Raw genomic sequence first — 20,341 nt, 5'->3', positions numbered from 1 at the left:
CAATGGCAAAGTTTTCCGACAACCGCCACCAATTATTCGTCATTCCCGCGCAGGCGGGAATCCATACGCCGCGTGCGGGCCTGCGCAGCATGGACCCTCGCGTGCGCGAGGGTGACGGGGAGGCGCGTGCGTCGGGGCATGGCCGCCGCGCCGTGGCTAAGTTCATGCTGGCCGCTGCACTGGCCGGCTCGTTGACGGCCTGCGGCTTCCACTTGCGCGGCGATGGCGGCCATTACCGGCTGCCATTCCCGACCATGTACGTGGGCTTGCCGGAATCGTCGCCATTGGCGATCGACTTGAAACGCAACATCCGCGCCAATGGCAGCACCGAGGTCGTCAACGACCCCAAGCTGGCCGATGGCGTGATTGAAGTGTTGACCGATCCCGAGAAGACCCGCACGAAATCCATCTTGTCGCTGAACAGCAATGGCCGTGTGCGTGAGTACTTACTCGCATATAACATTGTGTTCCGTGTGCGCGACCGGCTGGGCAACGAGTTGCTGGCGCCCACGCAAATCTCGCTGAACCGCCCGATTACGTTCAATGAAACGCAATTGCTGGCGAAAGAGCAGGAAGAAGCGCTGCTGTACAAAGACATGCAGACGGACCTGGTGCAGCAAATGATGCGCCGCATGGCGGCCATCAAGCCGGTGGCGGCTTTGTCGCTGGCGCCTGCCGTGCCAGTGACGGCGCCAAGGGAGTGACATGCAGTTAAGGCTGGAAGCGCTGGATGCGCATGAAGCTGATGGACTATGGCTCGCATTTAGCGGCGCCTTGGGAATCATGAGGCAAGTGCAATGCAATTAAGGCTGGAAGCGCTGGATGCGCACGTCGCGAAAACTCTGGCGCCCCTGTACGTGATCACCAGCGACGAGCATTTGCTGGCGCTGGAAGCGGCGGACAAGATCCGCCGCGCGGCCCGTGCACAGGGCTATTCCGAGCGCGACGTGCTGACCGTCGAGCGCAGCTTCAAATGGGGCGAGCTGCTGGCGGCCAACCAGGCGCTGTCGCTGTTTGGCGATAAAAAACTGATCGAGCTGCGCATCCCGTCCGGCAAGCCGGGCAAGGATGGCGGCGCGGCGCTGCAAAATTACGTGAAAGACCTCAGCCCGGACAACCTGACATTGATCACGTTGCCGAAGCTGGACTGGCAGACGCAAAAAGCCGCCTGGGTGGCGGCGTTGCAGCAGACTGCCGTGTATATCGACATCCCGAATGTCGAGCGGGCGCAATTGCCCGGGTGGATAGGCTCGCGCCTGGCCGCCCAGGGGCAGGGCGCCGACCGCCAGAGCATTGATTTCATTGCCGACCGTGTGGAAGGCAATTTGCTGGCGGCGCACCAGGAAATTCAAAAACTGGGCTTGCTGCATGAACCTGGCAAGCTCACTTATGAGCAGGTACACGATGCCGTGCTCAATGTGGCGCGTTACGACGTGTTCAAACTCAGCGAAGCCATGCTGTCCGGCGATCCCGCGCGGCTGGTGCGTATGCTCGAAGGGCTCAAGGGCGAAGGCGAAGCTTTGCCGCTGGTTTTGTGGGCTGTCTCCGAGGAAATCCGTACGCTGCTAAAATTAAAGGCAGGCATGGCGCAAGGCCGGCCACAGGGAGCGCTGCTCAAGGAGTACCGCATCTGGGGGCCGAAGGAGCGCATGATGGAGCCTGCGCTGCGCCGTATTTCTTTGGCAACCCTGGAAGGGGCGATGCAGGAAGCAGCGCAGATCGACAAGATGATCAAAGGCTTGCGCGCCAAAGCCTATGCGGGCGACCACTGGGACGCGATGCTGCAATTGGCGCTAAGAGTTGCACGTGGTTGACGACTGAGGAATGGAAATGGATATCAAGCAGTACATGGAACAAGTGGGCAAGCAGGCACGCGTCGCATCGCGCGCCATGGCCCGCGCCGATTCCGCGCAGCGCAACCGCGCGCTGCTGCTGATCGCCGATGCGATCGAACGCGAAGCGGACGCATTGCGCGCCGCCAACCAGCAAGACCTGGAAGCGGCCAAGGCAAACGGCCTGGCCCCGGCCATGCTGGACCGCCTGGCGCTGTCGGATTCCGCCATTAAAACCATGGTGGAAGGCTTGCGCCAGATCGTTGCGCTGCCGGACCCGATTGGTGAAATCTCGAACATGAAATTCCGCCCGACCGGCATCCAGGTCGGACAAATGCGTGTGCCGCTGGGCGTGATCGGCATTATTTACGAGGCCCGTCCGAATGTGACGGTGGACGCGGCCGGCCTGTGCATCAAGAGCGGTAACGCGACGATCCTGCGCGGCGGTTCGGAAGCCATCCACTGCAACCGCGCGCTGGCGAAATTGGTCAAAGAAGGACTGGCCGGCGCCGGCTTGCCGGAAGACGGCGTGCAAGTGGTCGATACGACGGACCGCGCTGCCGTTGGCGCGCTGATCACGATGCCGCAATACGTGGACGTGATCGTGCCGCGCGGCGGCAAGGGTTTGATTGCGCGCCTGATGGAAGAAGCCACGGTGCCGATGATCAAGCACCTCGATGGCATTTGCCACGTGTATATCGATGCCAAGGCCGATATGCAGAAAGCGCTGGATATCGCGTTCAATGCGAAATGCCACCGCTATGGCACGTGCAATACGATGGAAACCTTGCTGGTGCACCGTGCGATTGCGCCGCAAGTGTTGCCGGAACTGGCCAAGCTGTACGCGGCCAAGGAAGTGGAATTGCGCGCCGATGCGGAAGCGCATGCGATCCTGGCTGGCTATGCGCACCTGGCGCAAGCGACGGAAGAGGATTGGGCCACCGAATACCTGGCCGCGATCCTCGCCGTGAAAGTCGTGGGCAGCCTCGATGAAGCGATTGACCACATCAACACGTGGTCGTCCAAGCATACGGAAGCCATCGTGACGGAAGACTATACGGATGCGCTGCGCTTCCTGCGCGAAGTGGATTCGTCGTCCGTCATGGTCAATGCATCGACGCGCTTTGCCGATGGCTTTGAATATGGCCTCGGTGCGGAAATCGGCATTTCCAACGACAAGCTGCATGCACGCGGCCCGGTTGGCCTGGAAGGCTTGACGTCGTTGAAATACGTGGTGTTCGGCCACGGTGAAGTTCGCAAATAAGGGATTCAAAACTCATGTTGTGGGTAAAAGCTTTTCACGTCGTCTTTGTGATTTCCTGGTTTGCCGGCATGTTTTATTTGCCGCGCATTTTCGTGAATCTGGCGATGGAAAAAGAAACCGTGGCCACCGAACGGTTGCTGCTGATGGCGCGCAAGCTGTACCGCTTCATGATGATGCTGTCGATTCCGGCTGTGGGACTGGGTGCGTGGTTGCTGTGGGACTGGTACCTCGCCAACGGTGGCGCGATGCCGCTCTGGCTGCACGTGAAACTGGCGCTGGCCGCGCTGGCCATTGGCTATTCGCACGCGTGCGGCAGCTTGCTGAAGAAATTCGAGATGGGCAAGAACCAGCGCAGCCACACCTGGTTCCGCGTGTTTAACGAAGTGCCGGTATTTCTGCTGATTGGCATTGTGATACTGGTGATTGTGCGGCCCTTCTGATGCAAACAATGGGGCTTCGGCCCCATTTTGATTTTTAATTTAACGGATAAAAGGTACCCCTATGGCTTCCTATTTTTGCCCATGCCCGCGCGGCATGGAAGCGGCATTGGCCGAAGAACTGGGCGAAATCGCCCAACTGCCTGGCAGCACGCTGAAAGTGCACAACCAGGTGCCGGGCGGTGTGCACTGCTCCGGTACGCTGGAAGATTCGTACCGCGTCAACCTGCATTCGCGCATTGCGTCGCGCGTGCTGATGCGCATGGCGGCGGGCGGCTACAAGAATGAAAACGATATCTACGACCTGACCCTGGAACAGCCGTGGGAAGAGTGGTTCGGTACCGACCATACGATCCGCGTGGATATCACGGCCGTGAAGTCGCCGCTGAAAAGCCTGGAATTCACGACCTTGAAAATCAAGGATGCGATCTGCGACCGCTTCCGTGACATGTATGGCCGCCGTCCTTCCGTCAATACGCGCGAACCGGACATGCGCATTGTCGGCTTCCTGGACCAGCACCAGTACATCGTTTACCTGGACACCTCCGGCGAAGCACTGTTCAAGCGCGGCTGGCGCGATGAGACGGGCGACGCGCCGCTGCGTGAAAACCTGGCCGCCGGCTTGTTGCGCGTGTCGGGCTGGAAGCCGGGCGTGCCGCTGTTCGATCCGATGTGCGGTTCCGGCACCATCCTGTGCGAAGCTGCGCAAATGGTGCAGGGCATTCCGCCGGGCGCGCGCCGCCGCTTCGCGTTCGAGAAATTCCATGACTTCGATCCGCAGCCGTGGATGGACATGAAAACCGCGATCAAGCCCAATCCGCTGCCTGCCGAGCCGACCATTTTTGGTTCCGATATTTCCGGCGACATGGTGGCAATGACGCGCCATAACTTGCGCAGCGCCGGTATCCTGTTCGAGGTGCCGTTGAAGCAGATCGAAGCGCAGCAAGTGCAGGCGCCCACCAGCACGCCGGGCATCATGTTGACCAACCCGCCGTATGGCGAGCGTATCGGCGTGCGTGGCGACAGTTCGATGGGTGAAGATGAATTGGCGAAGTCGTTCTATTCGGCTTTCGGCACGACGCTGAAGCAGCGCTTTGCCGGGTGGACGGCATTCCTGTTCACGGCGGATCTGGGCTTGCCGAAGCTGCTGCGTTTGAAGGAAGCGCGCAAGACGCCATTCTTCAACGGCGCGCTGGAGTGCCGCCTGTTCCGCTTTGATATGGTGGCCGGTTTCAACCGCCGCGAAGAAGCGAAGCCGAAAGCATAACGCTGTATGACCAGGGGCCGCGTGTTGGCGGCCCCAATGAGGAATCCCTGATGTTCCCAGACTCCCCCTCCAGCACACCTTCCGGCGATGACGTCAAAGTCCCGCCGCCCGCACCCAGCCACCACAAGCCGCTTCCCAGAGTCGCATTAGCCTTCGTGCTGGCGTCCTTGTCGATGCTGGGCCCTTTTTCCATCGATGCCTACCTGCCAGCGTTCCCTGACATCCAGGCCAGCCTGAACGCGTCGCCGCTGGAAGTGCAGCAAAGTTTAACGGCCTACATGCTGGCGTTTGCCGGTATGGTGCTGTGGCATGGCGCACTGTCCGATGCATTCGGGCGGCGCAATGTGGTCCTGGTGTCGCTGGTGCTGTTCGCCATTGGCACCATGGGATGCGCGGCGGCCGCCACGGTCCACTATTTATGGTTCTTCCGCGTGCTGCAGGGCGTATCGGCCGGCGCCGGTGTCGTCGTGGGGCGGGCGATTATCCGCGACCGCTATTCCGACGCGCAGGCCGCGCGCCTGTTGTCGATGGTGACGATGATCTTTTCCATCGCCCCCGCGCTGGCCCCCATCTTTGGCGGCTATATCGTCAAGCACTTGAACTGGCGGGCAATCTTCCTGACCCTGTTTGTCTATACGATAGCCCTGTTCATCGTGTGCTGGCGGCGCTTGCCGGAAACGCTGCCGCCGCACAAGCGCCAGCCATTTAATCCCCGCTATTTGCTGCACAACTACCGCACGGTACTGGGTTCGCCGCTGTTCCACATTAAAGCCACCGTGGTGGCGCTGAATTTCGCAGGCTTGTTTGTTTATATTACGGCGGCCCCCGTCATGCTGCCGCAGCAGCTGCATTTGGGACCGGACCAGTTTGGCTGGCTGTTCATTCCCGCCGTGAGCGGCATTTTCCTGGGCGCGCTGTTTGCCAACCGTATCGCGGGCAAGGTGACGTTTGCGCGCCAGATCGCGATAGGCTTTGCCTTTATGCTGGCGGCCGCCACGTGCAACGTGCTGTACCACCAGTTCCAGCCGCCTGGCTTGCCCTGGACAGTGGCGCCTTTATTTTTTTACACGATCGGCATGTCGACGGTATCGCCAGCGGCAACCTTGCTGGGATTGGACTTATTTCCGCATTTACGGGGAACTGCCGCGTCTTGCCAGTCTTGCACGTCGACGCTGCTGGCGGCTGTCGTGGCGGGGGCGATTGCCCCGGCGCTGTCGCACTCGGTGTTGTGGCTGGCCTACGGTCAACTCACGTTTACGTTGACAGCATTGGCATTATGGTTGACGTCAAGACAATACCGTAGCATGCTACTACGCCAGCCAGACGGAGAGTTATAACGGCAACTTTAGAAAATAGTTTAGGGTAATGCCCGTTGCTGATAAGTTACCGGCTTCGTTTGTGCTAGTATGGTTTTTCAACTAAAAATATTGCCACACATCACTATTTGTGGTCAGATGGCTTTTTGTAATTTGCTAAGCACCGATGCCGTTGGGTGCGCAGCAACCTTGGTCGACGTCCCCCACGTTCTAAATTAGCGGCAAATGCTTGATACGATGCATCAATCAGACAATGACATCCGCAATCGCTTGTTGATTGCCCGTCTGCCGGCCATGCCGCAGATATTGATCAAGTTGATCGAGCACTTGCAGGCGGACGACGCCGGTATGCCGGAGCTGGCAGCCTTGATTGCCAAGGACGCCGGCATGACCAGCAAAATCCTGGCTGTCGCCAACAGTTCCGCCTATCACCGTAACGGCCGCGCCGTGGGGTTGGAACAATCGCTGGTGTCGCTGGGCACGGACATGATCAAGACGCTGGTCATCAGCGAATCCGTATTCCAGACCTTTAACAGCTTCCCCCATTCCGGCAGCACGGATTTGCGCTCGTTCTGGAAAAGCTCGCTGACGACAGCGGTGATTGCGCGCGATATTGCCAAACACCTGGAATACCCGCACGTGGAAGAAGCCTACCTGGCGGGCTTGCTGCACAACGTGGGACGTTTGGCCTTGCTGGCTACTGCGCCAAAGGAGTATGCATTTAACTTCACGGCGCGCGACGATGAAGACTTGTGCGCTGTCGAGCAGCGCACTTTGCAAATCACGCATGCCGAAGCCGGCGCCTGGCTGATCGAACGGTGGAACCTGGATTCGTTCCTGGCCGACTCCGTGCTCTATCACCATGAGCCCGTGAGCCGCCTGGAATCCGCCCATCCGCTGATCCGCATCGTGCGCCTGGCGCACGTGCTGGCCAATCACGCGGATGTAGAAGAAGCTGTCGCCATGGGCGCAGGCTTGTGCAACCTGGATGACGAAACGCTGCATGCCATCGTCAAGCATGCCGCGCGCCAGGTGGAAAAATCCGCCGATTACCTCGGCATCGATTTGACGGGCGCCGACGATATCGTGCCGCCGCCCGCTTACATGCCGCCTGCCGATCCGGTGCAGCAGCGCCTGTCCGAAGAAGTGCGCAATATGGTGCTGGTGCAGGAGATGGGCCAGACGTTTGCGCGCCAGCAGGGTGAAACCGGCATGCTGGAAGCCATGACGCGTTCCGCGCGCATTTTGTTTGATTTCAGTTCGTGCGTGATCTTGCTGGAGAACCCGACGGGCCAGGCGCTGGTCGGCGTGGCCGCGGGTGAACACCAGCAGCGTCTCGCGGAATTCGCGATTCCACTGGCTAAAGGCGGCGCCATTGCCACCAGCGCGCAGCAGCGCAAGCTGGCATTGCTGACCCGTGCGGGACCCTCTCCGCTGGGGATCCCCGAAGAACAATTGTTCCGCATCCTCGGTACGGAAAGCCTGATTTGCCTGCCGCTGGTGGCAGGCCAGCGCTGCCTTGGCGTGCTGATTGGCGGTGCCGCCGCCTGGCAGCTGCCGTCGTACCAGAAGCGTGAGCGCTTCCTGCAAGCGTTCGGCAACCAGGCCGCATCGGCGCTGGAAACCGCCATGAGCGAGCGTGGCCACGCACGGCGCCAGATTGCGCACGTGGCGGAGGAATACCGCGAAGCGTCGCGCCGCGTGGTGCATGAAGTAAACAACCCGCTGTCGATCATCAAGAATTACCTGTCCGTGCTCGATTCCAAGCTGGCCCGCCGCGAACCCGTGGTCGGCGAGATGTCGATCCTGAACGAGGAAATCGACCGCGTGGGACAGCTCATTAATGGTTTGGCTGACTTGCAGCCGACCGATTCGACCCTGGTCACCAACGTGGCGCGGGTGGTGGATGACGTGTTGCGCCTGTTCCGCGCGACGGAATTCGTTCCGGCCTCAGTGCAAATCCTGGTGCGCATGCAGGATGAACCGGCGGAAATCGACGGCGATGCGGACATCCTCAAACAAATTTTGGTCAACCTGATTAAGAACTCGGTGGAAGCATTGCGCGACGGCGGCAAGATTGAAATTGCCAACCGCGGCCATGTGAACCGCGAGCGCCGCCTGTACCTGGAACTGGTGGTCAGCGATAACGGCCCCGGTATGCCGTCTGATGTGCTGGCCAACTTGTTTACGCCGGTACGCAGCGATAAAGAAGGCAAACACCATGGGCTGGGACTATCGATCGTCCACAGCCTCGTCAAGAAGTTGAACGGCATGATTACATGCCGTAGCGGGAAAACCGGCACCACTTTCGAAATCCTGCTGCCGGCCCGCGGCAGCTCCAGCCAAATCGCCAGCGTACAAGCGCGGGCGATGGATTCAGTCTAAAACCCACGATGAACGCGACTTCTGCCAACGCCCAAACCCTGCACCTGGCAACTGACGCGCCGCACGCGGTACCGCTCACCAGCGATTACTGCCCGCGGCTGTTACTGGTGGACGATGAACCCCGATTGTTGTCGTCGCTGTATGAATTACTGCGCGACCGCGATTACACCCTGGTCACGGCCACCTGCGGCAGCGAAGCGCTGGCGCAGTTGAACCGCCTGCATTTCGACCTGGTGCTGCTCGACCTGCGCCTGCCCGATATGAGCGGCCATGAAATCATGGATTTCATGAACGGCAAAGGCATCGATGCGGACGTGATCGTGATGAGCGGCGATGTCGGCATTGAAGCCGCCATCGGTGCGCTGAAGCGGGGCGCCTATGATTACCTGCGCAAGCCGTACAGCCGCGAAGAATTGCTGAAGACGGTGGAAAACGCGCTGCAAAAGCGCCGCCTGGCCGTCGATAACCAGCAAATCGCGCAGCGCCTGGAAAATTCCGAGCGCATGTACCGCTACCTGGTCGACAGTTCGCCGGACATCATTTATACGCTGAACCACGAAGGCCACATCACCTTCGTCAATGACCGCGCTTACCAGTTGCTGGGCTTTACGCGCGATGAATTGATCGGCAGGCACTACTCGGTGCTCGTGCACGACGAAGACCAGGAACGGGCCCGCTACGTGTTCACGGAGCGCCGCACGGATGAACGCGCGTCGCGCAATGTTGAATTGCGCCTGCGCTGCAAAGGCAATGGCATCGAGCGCACGTTCAGCAATACGTTGATGACGATACCGCTCAATGCGATCGGCATGCACGTGCCGGATATCGACCAGATGCGGGAGCAGACGCGCGACCACATACGCCACCAGCACTTCGGCATCTATGGCGTGGCGCGCGACATCACGGACCGCAAGCGCGCGGAAGAAGTGATTTCATATCAGGCGTACCATGACATCCTGACCGACCTGCCGAACCGCATGCTGTTCAAGGACCGCCTGGGCCTCGCAGTCATTCAGGCCAAGCGCAAGTTGACGGAACTGGCCGTGATGTTCGTCGACCTTGACCGTTTCAAGCTGGTCAACGATACGCTGGGCCACGTAAAGGGCGACGAGCTGCTGCAGCAGGCCGCACTGCGCCTGAAGGAATGCCTGCGCAAGGGCGATACGCTGGCGCGCCAGGGCGGCGATGAATTCACCATCGTGCTGCCGGAATTGCGCGACCGCCAGGATGCGAAAGTCATCGCGGAAAAGTTTTTGGAAACGCTGCAAAAGCCATTCGACCTCGATGGCCACCAGGTGCACATTTCCGCGTCGATCGGTATCGCGATTTATCCATCCGATGGCGAGACCATCGATGAACTGCTGCGCCATGCAGACATCGCCATGTACCAGGTGAAAGCGCTGGGCAAGAATGGCCACAGCTTCTATCACAACTCGATGCTGGACATGTCGCACCAGAAGATCGCGCTGGAGCAGGCACTGCGCCGCGCGCTGGAAAACAATGAGCTGGAAATGTATTACCAGCCGCAAATCGACGTGAACACGGGCCGCATCACTGGCGCGGAAGGCTTGATGCGCTGGAACCATCCGCAGCGCGGCTTGCTGTCGGCCGGTGAGTTCCTGCCATTCGCGGAAGAAAACGGCTTGATGCTGCCGATTTCGGACTGGATGCTGGGCGCGCTGTGCCGCGACCTGCTGCAGTGGAATGCTGCGGGCGGCGAGCATATGCGCCTGTCGCTGAACTTGTCGCCGCAATACCTGGACCGTGGCGATTTCTTCGAAAAGATGCGCGGTGCGCTGACGCGCTATGGCATTTCGCCGGCGCAGATCGAAGTGGAAATCACGGAAAACATTTGCATCCGTAATCCGCTGTATGCGATCGAGCAGCTGAACAAGCTGTGCCAGCTGGGCGTGTCGGTGGCCATCGATGACTTCGGCACCGGCTATTCCTCGCTGTCGTACCTGCACCGCTTCCCGATCCACACGCTGAAGATCGACCAGTCATTTGTAAAGGAAATCCACGACGAGCATGGCCACTATCCCGTCATCCTCGCCATCATTTCCATTGCGCGTGGACTCGGTTTGCATCTGGTGGCGGAAGGCGTGGAAACTGCGACGCAGGCGCGCTACCTGCAGGCGAATGGCTGCACGACGATGCAGGGCTATCTGTACTATCGCCCGATTTCACTGACAGACTTCATCACAGTGCTGCAAAAGCAGGAAGCGGGCGACCTGGCGCCCCAGGTATTGCACGCTGCGCCATCGATGGTGGCGATCCAGGCATAAGGCAACAGCATGCGTACTTATTCGGCCACGGAAGCGGATGCTTCAGGCGCCAGCACATACACTGCGGAATTTTTGCGGGTAAAGGATCTGGCGGAACGGGGCGTGGCCAATGCCCAGCACAGCCTGGGCTTCATGTACTTCAATGGGCAGGGCGTCGAGCAAAGTTATGAGCTGGCGCTGGCGTGGTACCGGCAAGCCGCCAACGCGGGGCTGGAACATGCGCAATACAACCTGGGCGTCATGTACCAGAAAGGCCAGGGCGTCGCCATGGACTTGACGGAGGCGGCGCGCTGGTACCAGCTGTCGGCCGAGCAGGGCTATGCTGCCGCCCAGTACAACCTGGGCTGGATGTATGCAAAAGGCCAGGGCGTGCCGAACGATACGCAGCAAGCCATGTACTGGTTCAGCAAGGCGGCCGAACAGGGCGACGCGGGCGCGCAAAACAACCTGGGCATGATGTATGACACCGGCAAAGGTGTGCCGCAGGATTTCAGGCAAGCGATCCACTGGTACCGCAAGGCGGCGGAACAAGGCTATCCGCGTGCGCAATTCAATCTGGCGCTGCGCTATGACAATGGCCAGGGCGTGCCGCAAGACGTGCACCAGGCAATTTCATGGTTCCGCAAGGCGGCCAACCAGGGCTACGCACCGGCCCAGTTCAATCTCGGCCTGCGCTACGACAAGGGCGACGGCGTGCAGCAAGACAGCCAGCAAGCCATCCAGTGGTACCGCTGCGCGGCGGAGCAGGATCACGCGAGTTCGCAATTCAACCTGGGCCTGATTTACGACAATGGCCACGGCGTGCCGCGCGATGAACAAAAAGCGCTGCACTGGTACCGCAAAGCGGCAGACCTGGGCCACGCGGCCGCGCAAAACAACCTGGGCTTGCGCTATGACCATGGCCAGGGCGTGGCGCAGGATTACCAGCGCGCGGAACAGTGGTACCGCAAGGCGGCGGAACAGGGCTTCCCTGCGGCCCAGTACCATCTGGGACTGCTTTACGATAATGGCCACGGGGTGCCGCAAGATGCGCAGGAAGCCGTGTTTTGGTACCGCAAAGCAGCGGACCAGGGCCATTTGCGCGCGCAGTTCGACCTGGGTTTGCGCTATGAAACAGGGCGCGGCGTGCCGCAGGATGCGCGCAAGGCGCTGGCGTGGTACCGTAAGGCGGCTGAACAGGATTACGTAGCGGCGCAATACAACCTGGGCTGCCTGCTGGACCGCGATGACGGCCCTGCGCCCGATCCGGCGCAGGCGACGCAGTGGTTTGCCAAGGCAGCGGAGCAGGGCCATGCGCTGGCGCAGTTTGAAATCGCGCTGCGTTTCGACACGGGCCAGGGCGTGCCCCGCGATTACGGCCAGGCGCTGACGTGGTATTTGAAGGCGGCCGAGCAGGGCCACGTGCGGGCCCAGTTCAATGTGGGCCTGATGTATTACAGCGGCCAGGGTGTACCGGCCGATATGGCGCAGGCGTGGCTTTGGCTGGCCATGGCGGACAAGGGCGGTGCGCAAGGCGCGGCCCGGTATATGCAGGCGGCGTCCAGCCGCATGGATGAGGCGCAACTGGCGGTGGTCCAGCAGCGCATGGAATTATTGCCAGCCTGACTTTCTTGACAGCAAATCAATTGCTGATTGTTTCCGGCAGTTAAAGACCTGCCGGTTTTTTGCCGTTACCCAGCGTAGAAGCGCCTTCCCCTGGGTAATTGGCAAAATGCAAATAAACTCCAACATCGATGCAATGAATGCCGGTCGCAGCTTGCTGCGCTCGGGTTCCGATGTTGGCGTCAGTTTGGCGCGGCTGTCGTCCGGCTCGCGCATTAATTCCGCCAAAGATGATGCGGCGGGGCTGTCGATTTCCGAGCGGCTGACGGCCGGTGTCAATGGCATGAACCGGGCGGCAAAGAACGTCAATGACGGGATTTCGCTGGTGCAGGTGGCCGATGGCGCTGCCAGCCAGCTGGCTGAGAATTTCCAGCGTATCCGCGAATTGGCCGTGCAGGCAGCCAATGGCACGTACACCAGCGACGACCGCAAATCGATCCAGGGCGAAGTCAATTCGCTGATGAAGGCCAATTACGACATCGTGCGGGGCGCCAAATTCAATAACTTGAATTTGCTGGATGGGTCGTTCCGCGAAGATTTCCAGGTGGGCGATAAGGTGGGGCAGACTGTGTCGCTGGCTATTCCCGCCGTGCTACCCATTAACCAGACCCAGGTCAGCCTGGTGGACACGCCGGTCATGCAAGTCAAGGCGATTGGCCAGGTGCAGGGAGCGCTGGCTGCGGGCAGCCTGGTGTTGAATGGCGCCGTGATTGGCGCGTCGACTGCCGGTGTGAACCCGGGGCAAAACAGTTTTTCCGCGTGGTCGGTGGCGCGCGCCATCAATAATGCGAATCCGCCGGACGTGACGGCGCTGGCGGAAAACAAAGTCACCGGCACGGCTGGGGCTGGCGGTGGCGCCGCGGCGGGCGATTTAACCATCAACGGCGTCAGTATTGGCGCTTTTGCCGGCGCCACCCCGGCAGCATTGGCTGCGGCGGCGGCCGGCGCCATCAGCGGCGCCAGCGGCGGCTCAGGCGTCGTGGCCAGCGCCAGTGGCGCCACGATTACTCTGGAAGCCACGGATGGCCGCGACATTGCGATTGGCGGCCCGGCAGCGGCAGCGCTGGGGCTGGCGGCGACTATGTACCATGGAACGGTTACCCTGACCAATACTGCGTCGGTCGATGCGGATAACCTCACCATTGCGGGCAGCAATCCGGGCGCGGCAGGGTTTGCGGGAGGCATCGTCAAGCCGCAGGCGACCGGCGCCACGCAAATGGTATTGCGGGCGGTAGGCTCTGGCGACCCGCCGATTGATTTGAGCACGGCAGCCAGCGCGACAAGCATGCTGGACTTCATCGACGGCAAGCTGGACAAAATCAACGCCATGCGGGCATCGCTGGGCGCCACGGAAAACCGGCTGACGCACGCACACGATAACCTCGTCAACAGCGTGGAAAACGCCAGCGCCGCCCGTTCCCGCATCCTCGATACGGACTACGCCGCTGAAACCATGCAATTGACGCGCAACCAGATCTTGCAGCAGGCCGGCATGGCGATGGTGGCGCAGGCAAATTCATTGCCGAATCAGGCGCTGTTGCTGCTGCGGGCTTAATGCCTGTGGTGACACCTCAGGACAGGTTCGAAGTCCATTGTACGGCCGCCACCTTGAACAATTTGTAACGAATTCGTTGTTAGATTTAAATTTCTCCGATGTAACATCAGCTTCCCACTTCCAGGAGATGACTGATGTTGAAACGCTTGCTCCCCGCCCTGTGCCTGTGCGCCGCGATGGCGCCGGCCTGGTCCCAGTCCGAGACCGCGCCTGCTGAAACCCAGCCTGAAACAGCAGCCTCCGAACTGCAAACCGTTCAAATCTCCGGCCAGCGTCCGGGACCGGGGCTGTGGAAAGTCTCCAGCGGCGACCATGTGCTGTGGATCTTCGGCACCTATGGCCCGCTGCCGGAAAAAATGGAATGGCGTTCGCAGCAAGTGGAATCCATCCTGGCGCAATCGCAGGAATATATCGGCTTGCCGGGGGTATCGATCGGCGTCGGCTTTTTTCGCGGCCTGACGGTACTGCCATTCCTGCCCGGCGTACAAAACAATCCCGATGGCGCAAAACTCAAGGATGTGGTGCCGGCCGAAACTTATGCGCGCTGGCTGGCGCTGAAAGAAAAGTATATCGGCAAAGATGACGGCATCGAGCGCCAGCGCCCGTTCTTTGCCGCCGAAGCGCTGATGCGTAAAGGCTTGTCGCACGCGGGCTTGTCGAATGGCTCCGACGTGGCCAAGTCGATCGATAAGCTGGCCAAGCAGCACAACGTGAAATTCACGTCCATGCATGTGGAGCTCGAATTTGAAGACCCGGTCAAGACGGTCCGAAATTTCAAGAAGTCGCCGATGGATGACGCGGCGTGTTTTGCCAAGACGCTGGACCGGCTGGAAACCGACATCGGCGTCATGCGCGCGCGGGCGGCTGCGTGGGCCATCGGCGACATGGATGTGATCCGCAAAGTCGATTTCAATACAGTGGAACAGGCATGCAAGGACGCCATATTTGGCGCCGGCGGCATGCGCGACCAGACTGCGCTGAAAGAAACCGAGCAGCGCCAGCGCAGCAAGTGGCTGGGCGCGGCGGAAAAAGCGCTGGCAGCCAACAACAGCACGTTCGCACTGTTGTCGATGCGCGAGTTAATGAATCCAAACGGCTTGCTGGCGGAGTTGCAGGCGAAGGGCTACAAGGTACAGGCGCCCGAATAAATCCTCTTGCGCGCAGCAGGCACATTGCGGATTTGCCAATGCCGCGCTTTACCGCGTAGAATGCGAGGCATGCGGGTGTAGCTCAATGGTAGAGCTGAAGCTTCCCAAGCTTATGACGAGGGTTCGATTCCCTTCACCCGCTCCAGACATTCCCTTCAGCGCGCGCCAGCGTGCACCGGCACGATTCGGCGCCGGCCATTTCCCACGATACGTTTGATGGTTTCAGGCGCGACGTTGAAACGCCGCAGGTAGCGTGCCGCTTCTTGAACGCCGGCGACGGACATCAGCGCGATCGCATGCTGGACGATGGCTTCCGTCCGTTGATCGGTGCGCTGGCAAGATTTCGGACCATGCTTTGTCATGAGACTCTCCTTTAAAGCGCACGAGGTGAGCATCCGGCGCCCTTTGCTGCTTGCACCGGAATAAGAAATCTTTCGATTTGATATTACTATCGTAAAGTTACGCTTTACAAGCTGTTAATGGTACCAACATGGCAGCCACGCCACAGTGGCGTCAGTTATATGGGGTATAGGCAATGCCGGTCAGGATGGCCGGCAGCACGGCTGCCTGGTTTTCCGCACTGTCGCTGAAAAAGCCCAGCATGTCGGACGTCGATACCAATTTGCGGTTCAGCACGTCAAGCCAGTATGCAAAGCCGCCCGCATCCGGATCGCGATGCAGCGCATTGTGGTAAAAGCTCGTCACCAGGGCGTCATTGGCCGGATTGGCGCCATACAACGCCTGGAACTCGGCGGACTCCGTGAAGTAGCGCGCCATGGTTTGCAGGGCCAGGCCATTGTCCACTTGCTTGATCCAGTAACCGAGGCCGCCCAGGTCGGGTACGCGGTTGAAGGCTGCCTGGTACAGGCGGAATACCTCGCCCGCATTGCCCGCGATATCCAGCGCCACGTAGGCGTTGTCAAACTGGATGCGCTCGATGCCGGACAACGTATCGGTGGCGCCGCCGATGGCCGCGACCGTGCTAGTTCCCGTAACCGTGGTGCTGGCGGCCACGGCATACGATGCGCGCGCGCCGCTGAAGATCGCGCTGTCCATGCCCGCGCCGCCTGTCACCGTATGGCCATGGTCGCCCAGCACGAACGTGTCGTCGCCGTTGCCGCCATTGGCGGACAGCATGCTGCCGCCGCCTGTGATGGTAATACGGTCATTGCCATCGCCGCTGTTGACGGCATAAGCGGTGGGCAGGGTGGCCGGCATGGTCACGCTGATGGTGTCATTGCCGGAGAAATACGTGCTGTCGGACAGCAGGCGTTCATCGAGCGCCATTGCGCTGGTGGCGGCGACCGTACCGCTGAACGTGAAGGTACTGCCATCCGTGTAGGTTTGCTGCAGCGATGTCACCGTGCCGCTGAGCATGGCGCTGGATGTGCCCAGACCGACGTCGGCGGTATTGCCGGAAGCGTTGATGGTCCCGGCGATTTTGGCCGACGCCAGCACATTGTCCGCGCTGAGGTTGATGGCGTTGATCGTGCTGTTGAACTGGACGGCATTGTCGCTGGACAGCGTGCCGCTCAAGACCGTCGTGGTATTGCCAAATACCTTGTCGTACTTCGCATCATCGGGCGCCAGGCGGGATTCCAGCGTGACGCGGGTGACGGCGCCGCCCTCGTTGGTGAGCACCACGCCGTTGTCCGCATTGGTCGTATAGCTGAATTTCAGCTGTCCCTCATACACCAGCCGGTAAGCATCCGGCGCATAGTCTTCCAGCATGGTGGCGGTAATGGCGCCGCTGGTGGCGCCGGTCTTCGTCATGCCATAAAAATACTGGTAGCCGCCATCCGGGTACGTCAGCCAGCTTTCCGGCGTGGCCAGCAAGATGTCGCTGTAAAAATAGTGGTTGGCAGAGAAGCTATAGCCGGCCTGGATTACCTGGTCGATGGCCTTGCCCAAGGTGGGTGCTGCGGGAGCACTGGCGCGCTGCGCTGCCAGTGCATCGATGGTCGCTTGTGAAAAATTGATTGCGACGGTGGCCATACTCACTCCATGAAAACACGCCGTCATGGCACGTCCATGCAGCTTACGGGGATTCCACCATTATACGAACCGGCCCGCCTGCTGTCGTTATCGGCGGGCTGGGAATGAACTCGAGGTCAGAATTGCAACAACACTGCAAGCTTTACCGTTGTGGTTCGATATCGAGCCATACAGCATAAGTCAGCCGTTTGCCATTCCACAGTTTGCCGCCGCGGATGGCTGCGTCGCACGACACGGCCTGGCCCACGATGTCTTGCCGCACCTGCTGCTGGCGGAACGCTTGCGCATCCTTGGCCGCCAGGTAGCCGACCATGCGGCCACTGATAAAAACAGCAACAGGCTTGTCGTCATACGGATTCGCCTGGTCGACCATCAACACCGCTTGCAGGCGCGTGTCGGCGCCATCATCGCCATGTTCACCGGCCAGTTCGCGTACGGTGTCCGCATAGCGCGATTCGGCCACCACTTCCGTTTGCAGCCGGCCGCCGTCGGACCAGTGTGCACCCGGCGCCGGCGGCGCAGGCGGCGTGTAGGCGCGCATGTCTTTCAGCGCCGATGGCGGCGGCGCAGGCGGGCGGAAGCCGCCTTTCAGCAGCCACGCCATGGCGGCCAGCGACAGGGCCATGGCGGCCAGCAAGAGTGCATCGATCATAGGAGTCACAGTGGAGATAACAAGGCCGCTATTATCGCAGGCTGGAGGAAGATGGCGGCAACGGACGTATAATGGTGGATTGTCTCTGATTTTTATGCACATCCATGTCTTCTGATACGCCTGATAACAAGCCGAATACCAGCCCTGTGCGCGGCATGCTGTATGACCCGACCGAGCACCGCATCCGCAGTTTCGTTACGCGCGCCGGCCGCCTGTCGACCGGACAGGCGCGTGCGCTGGAAGAGCAGGGTCCGAAATTCCTCGTTGAATACAACAAAGCACCGCTGGACTACGAGCAAACGTTTGGCCGCAAGGCGCCCGTGATCCTGGAAATCGGCTTTGGCATGGGCGGCACCACGGCGCACATTGCCGCCGCCATGCCGGAAAAAGATTTCATCGGCGTTGAAGTGCACACGCCTGGCGTGGGCAGCCTGTTGAAACTCATCGGCGAGCAAAACCTGTCGAACTTGCGCATCATCCAGCATGACGCCGTGGAAGTGCTGAACTTCATGATTGCCGATCATTCGCTGGCCGGCGTGCACATCTTCTTCCCGGACCCGTGGCACAAGGCGCGCCACAACAAGCGCCGCCTGATCCAGGCGCCATTCGTCAAGCACCTGGTGCAAAAGCTGGCGCCGGGCGGCTACCTGCACTGCGCAACGGACTGGGAAGACTATGCCGTGCAAATGCTGGAAGTGCTGGGCGCCGAGGAGGGGCTGCAAAACACGGCGGACGGCTATGCGCCGCAACCGGCTTACCGCCCGCTGACCAAGTTTGAAAACCGCGGCCTGAAACTGGGCCATGGCGTGTGGGACCTGGTGTTCACCAAAAAATAATCTTCACGGCCAGACGGTGCGTCCTCCCACCACCGTCTGCTCCACCTTCACGCTGGCCAAGTCTTCCGGTGCAATGTCGAACACATTGCGGTCCAGGATGATCATATCGGCCAGCTTGCCCACTTCCAGCGATCCGGTCTGCTGTTCCATGCGCAGCGTGTAAGCCGCATTGATGGTCATGGCCCGCAATGCGTCGGCCACCGTCATGCCGGGTTGCTGCGTCAGCCGGCCCGCATATTCGGGTCCGGCGTCCGGCGCCGCCATGCGGGTCACCGCCACTTTCAAGGCAAACCACTGGTCAAGCGGATCAACCGGCCAGTCGCTGCCGAAGGCTATCCGCGCGCCGGCCGCTTGCAGCACGGCTTGCGGCTCCACGGTTTCATAGCGTTTCGGGCCCATGTAATCCTTCAGCGCACCGATCGTGTCCGGCGCCGGCTTGGCCCACTGGAAGGACAGCACCGGTGTCGCATCGAGTTGTACGAAACGGGGATAGTCGGCGGGGTCGATGATTTCTCCGTGCGCCAGCGCGGCCCGCAAGGCTTTGCCTGCGGCAGTCTTGCGCACGTCTTGCAAGGCGTCGAGCGTGTCGCGCACGGCGCGGTCGCCATCCGTGTGGATGTGCGGATCGAGTTTGGCCTTGGCCAGCGCGTTGAGCGTGGCGCGCAGCAGTGCGGGGCTGAAGTAGCTTGCCGGTCCGTTGTCCGTGCCCGGCCCCCAGTCCGGCTGCTCAGCCGTACCCCGGTTGACCCAGTACGGTTCCAGCATCGCGCCAGTGAAGGCGGGCGCGGAAATCACGCCATCCATGAACAGCTTGGCGTGGCGCACTTGCATCGATGGGGCGGGGCGGACGGCGCCCTGGTCGAATTGCTTTGCCAGCTTGACGGCGGCAGCCACCCGTTTGCCGGGAGCGTCTTTATCGTGATCGATCAGCACGGCGAAATGCGCGCGGGCCGTGAGTTTGCCTGCGCGCTGCACGTCGCGGTAGGCCGTCAAGGTTTCCGGGTCCGTGAACGCATCGAGGAAGGTCGTCACGCCCTGGCGCCGCATGGCGTCCAGCGCGGCTTTGGTGGCGGACAGGTTTTCTTTCGGCGTCAGCGGCGGCAGCAAATCCATCGCCAAATCCTGCGCTGCATCTTCCAGGATGCCGGTCGGTTCGCCTTGCGCATCGCGCGCAATCTTGCCGGCCGGCGGCGCCTTGGCATCGCGCGTGACTTTGGCCAGCTGCATTGCTTTACTGTTGAGCAGCACGGAGTGGCCGAATGACGAGCGTACGACAATCGGGCGGCTGGTCTTCAGCACATCGAGCGCGGCGTGCGTCATGTCCACGTTTTCCGGCTGCATGCCTTGCTGGAACCAGTTGACGACGATGAGCCACCGTTTCGGGTCATCTTTTTCTTTGTCCAGGCACGCCTGGATGCGGGCCTGGAATTGCGGCACCGTCAGGCGCTGGTAATCCAGGCTGCAATTGAGTAAGCGCGAACCGCCCGATTGCGGGTGCATGTGCGCGTCGATCAAGCCGGGCATCAGCATGCGGCCCTGCAAATCAATCACGCGGGTTTTCGGGCCGATATGCGCGCCGGCGCCGTCATCATCGCCGACATAGGCGATGCGGCCGTTGCGCACGGCCAGCGCTTGCTGCACGCTGTTGTGCGCATCGATGGTGTAGACGTAGCCGTTGCGGTAGACCGTATCGGCGGGCGCGGCCCAGACGGCGGCCGGCAGGAGGGAGAAAAGTAACGCGAGGGTCCTGCCAGCTGCTGCCATGCG

General features: G+C 60.7%; 16 protein-coding genes and 1 tRNA gene. 13 read left to right on the top strand and 4 right to left on the bottom strand.

Annotated elements, in window-relative coordinates:
- The first annotated feature begins 2 nt into the window (after positions 1–2).
- The 12 genes from GM668_RS04060 (at position 3) to GM668_RS04005 (ending at position 15,236) form a co-directional block, all read left to right on the top strand.
- Positions 3–704, top strand: a complete 702-nt coding sequence (locus tag GM668_RS04060) for an LPS-assembly lipoprotein LptE (RefSeq protein WP_308506805.1) — start codon at positions 3–5, stop codon at positions 702–704.
- A gap of 93 nt (positions 705–797) precedes the next feature.
- Positions 798–1,814: a DNA polymerase III subunit delta gene (gene holA, locus GM668_RS04055; protein WP_155437594.1), complete on the top strand. Its 1,017-nt coding sequence runs from the start codon at positions 798–800 to the stop codon at positions 1,812–1,814.
- Positions 1,815–1,830: 16 nt separating this feature from the next.
- The gene (locus GM668_RS04050; protein WP_155437593.1) at positions 1,831–3,096 is read left to right on the top strand and encodes a glutamate-5-semialdehyde dehydrogenase; all 1,266 of its coding nucleotides are present in this window, start codon (positions 1,831–1,833) and stop codon (positions 3,094–3,096) included.
- A gap of 14 nt (positions 3,097–3,110) precedes the next feature.
- Entirely contained in the window at positions 3,111–3,536 is a 426-nt protein-coding gene (locus GM668_RS04045; RefSeq protein ID WP_155437592.1) for a CopD family protein, read from the top strand.
- 61 nt (positions 3,537–3,597) lie between these two features.
- Positions 3,598–4,800, top strand: coding sequence for a THUMP domain-containing class I SAM-dependent RNA methyltransferase (locus GM668_RS04040; RefSeq protein ID WP_371868624.1), 1,203 nt, complete (start codon positions 3,598–3,600; stop codon positions 4,798–4,800).
- A gap of 50 nt (positions 4,801–4,850) precedes the next feature.
- Positions 4,851–6,137 (top strand): multidrug effflux MFS transporter, encoded by a 1,287-nt coding sequence (locus GM668_RS04035; RefSeq protein WP_155437591.1) that lies wholly within the window; start codon positions 4,851–4,853, stop codon positions 6,135–6,137.
- Positions 6,138–6,353: 216 nt separating this feature from the next.
- The gene (locus GM668_RS04030) at positions 6,354–8,501 is read left to right on the top strand and encodes an HDOD domain-containing protein (RefSeq protein WP_155437590.1); all 2,148 of its coding nucleotides are present in this window, start codon (positions 6,354–6,356) and stop codon (positions 8,499–8,501) included.
- Between the two features lie 8 nt (positions 8,502–8,509).
- Positions 8,510–10,786 (top strand): putative bifunctional diguanylate cyclase/phosphodiesterase, encoded by a 2,277-nt coding sequence (locus GM668_RS04025; RefSeq protein WP_155437589.1) that lies wholly within the window; start codon positions 8,510–8,512, stop codon positions 10,784–10,786.
- 9 nt (positions 10,787–10,795) lie between these two features.
- Positions 10,796–12,391: an SEL1-like repeat protein gene (locus GM668_RS04020; RefSeq protein WP_155437588.1), complete on the top strand. Its 1,596-nt coding sequence runs from the start codon at positions 10,796–10,798 to the stop codon at positions 12,389–12,391.
- Positions 12,392–12,497: 106 nt separating this feature from the next.
- Positions 12,498–13,943, top strand: coding sequence for a flagellin N-terminal helical domain-containing protein (locus GM668_RS04015; protein WP_155437587.1), 1,446 nt, complete (start codon positions 12,498–12,500; stop codon positions 13,941–13,943).
- A gap of 134 nt (positions 13,944–14,077) precedes the next feature.
- Positions 14,078–15,091, top strand: coding sequence for a TraB/GumN family protein (locus GM668_RS04010; RefSeq protein ID WP_155437586.1), 1,014 nt, complete (start codon positions 14,078–14,080; stop codon positions 15,089–15,091).
- A gap of 71 nt (positions 15,092–15,162) precedes the next feature.
- Positions 15,163–15,236, top strand: a tRNA-Gly gene (locus GM668_RS04005).
- Between the two features lie 10 nt (positions 15,237–15,246).
- Here the strand turns inward: GM668_RS04005 and GM668_RS04000 are convergent.
- The 3 genes from GM668_RS04000 to GM668_RS03990 form a co-directional block, all read right to left on the bottom strand.
- Positions 15,247–15,453 (bottom strand): hypothetical protein, encoded by a 207-nt coding sequence (locus tag GM668_RS04000; RefSeq protein ID WP_155437585.1) that lies wholly within the window; start codon positions 15,451–15,453, stop codon positions 15,247–15,249.
- A 151-nt stretch (positions 15,454–15,604) separates the two neighbouring features.
- On the bottom strand, positions 15,605–17,086 hold the full coding sequence (locus tag GM668_RS03995) for a DUF4214 domain-containing protein (protein WP_170305470.1): 1,482 nt from the start codon (positions 17,084–17,086) through the stop codon (positions 15,605–15,607).
- A gap of 142 nt (positions 17,087–17,228) precedes the next feature.
- Positions 17,229–17,738: a hypothetical protein gene (locus GM668_RS03990; protein ID WP_155437583.1), complete on the bottom strand. Its 510-nt coding sequence runs from the start codon at positions 17,736–17,738 to the stop codon at positions 17,229–17,231.
- 155 nt (positions 17,739–17,893) lie between these two features.
- Here GM668_RS03990 and trmB point away from each other — a divergent pair, with 155 nt between their 5' ends.
- On the top strand, positions 17,894–18,574 hold the full coding sequence (trmB, locus tag GM668_RS03985) for a tRNA (guanosine(46)-N7)-methyltransferase TrmB (RefSeq protein ID WP_155437793.1): 681 nt from the start codon (positions 17,894–17,896) through the stop codon (positions 18,572–18,574).
- 3 nt (positions 18,575–18,577) lie between these two features.
- On the opposite strand, the gene GM668_RS03980 is transcribed toward trmB, so the two are convergent.
- On the bottom strand, positions 18,578–20,338 hold the full coding sequence (locus tag GM668_RS03980) for an amidohydrolase (protein ID WP_155437582.1): 1,761 nt from the start codon (positions 20,336–20,338) through the stop codon (positions 18,578–18,580).
- Between the last annotated feature and the right edge of the window lie 3 nt (positions 20,339–20,341).

Source organism: Pseudoduganella ginsengisoli (genome assembly GCF_009720865.1).
GTDB classification, from domain to species: domain Bacteria; phylum Pseudomonadota; class Gammaproteobacteria; order Burkholderiales; family Burkholderiaceae_D; genus Rugamonas; species Rugamonas ginsengisoli.
This window is presented reverse-complemented; position numbering and strand designations above follow the sequence as displayed.